We start from the raw sequence: 1,013 nt of genomic DNA, 5'->3' as shown, positions 1-1,013 counted from the left end.
ATCCTCGGTGTCCACTGCAATATAATTGCATTAGATGCATCAGTTTGTCGAGGTTCGTTCGTTCTTCGATTGCCGAAAATGGCCGTTCTGCGCCCGTCCAGAGCTGCAATCGGTCCCCAATCCGGTCTCGTCTGCGGGTCTCGCTGGCCTCGGAAACTACACTGGAACCTGTTGGAAACCGGCTATACTCGCCTGAGCAGGCCTTCCGTGCTGTGTTGCATCGGATCGAAAAATTCGCAGTTCGTCCTGCACCCATTCCGAGACGGCAACTCCCGCACACAACGAGTCTTCTTCGACGAACTCCTCAAATCCTCCGGCTGGACCATCGACTGGCAAAAAGTCCACGCCTCCGCAGTACAAGCAGCCCGCTACGTCGCCATGGAAGCACCCCACACACCACTTCGCGACGTCCTCGCGGTCGGCGTACACCGCAACAACACCGAACCACCCACCCTCGCCAGCACCCAAGGCAACGTCATCCACCTCGAGGTGGCCGAGCACCACAAAGCGATGATCGAGCATCTACGCAGCGGAAACCGCGAACCGTACAACCCCAACGAACTCAGCGACCTCATGCGCAGCCGACTACTCGACTACCCGTCACAGCCACCGACGGGTTCACGGGAATCAGGGACGACCGAGCCGGAAACCTCGCGGACCCAGACACCGAAACGCGCCCACGACCTCGGCCGCGACTGAAACTCCAAACAAAAGCGGATTGACCAGCACAAATGCGGCCCGTGAATTGCTCCTACTGAAACTTTTCGGCGGGATCACTCAACAGCCGAGCAAGAGCCCGAACCGTTTTCGGGTCAGTCATATCGCCGCCCCGCGCGCAACCGATCCTCGCACCGGACGCCGCCTCCGCAGCCTGCAACTCCCGATATGCCTCAACAAGCTCAGCACTGGGATTCGCCATCAGCTCCGCTTGACGCTTCTGCTCAGCGTCGCGAGCAACGCGTATCCGCGCCGAAAACTGCTCCTCGCGCCAGATTCCGAAACGGCGACGTTTC

Annotated in this window: 2 protein-coding genes; one reads left to right on the top strand and one right to left on the bottom strand. The window is 59.7% G+C overall.

Annotation, left to right across the window (positions count from 1 at the left end; genetic code table 11):
* Window positions 1–207: 207 nt before the first annotated feature.
* Window positions 208–699 (top strand): hypothetical protein, encoded by a 492-nt coding sequence (locus tag ACIQXH_RS20420; protein WP_403125477.1) that lies wholly within the window; start codon window positions 208–210, stop codon window positions 697–699.
* Window positions 700–751: 52 nt separating this feature from the next.
* On the opposite strand, the gene ACIQXH_RS20415 is transcribed toward ACIQXH_RS20420, so the two are convergent.
* Window positions 752–1,013, bottom strand: a 262-nt coding sequence (locus ACIQXH_RS20415; RefSeq protein WP_403125472.1) for a hypothetical protein, incomplete at its 5' end; no start/stop codon positions are given.

This window comes from Peribacillus sp. NPDC097225, from assembly GCF_044761955.1.
In the GTDB taxonomy this organism is placed as follows: domain Bacteria; phylum Bacillota; class Bacilli; order Bacillales; family DSM-1321; genus Peribacillus.
The sequence above is the reverse complement of the archived record's forward strand: the minus strand, read 5'-3'. Positions and strand labels throughout refer to the sequence as shown.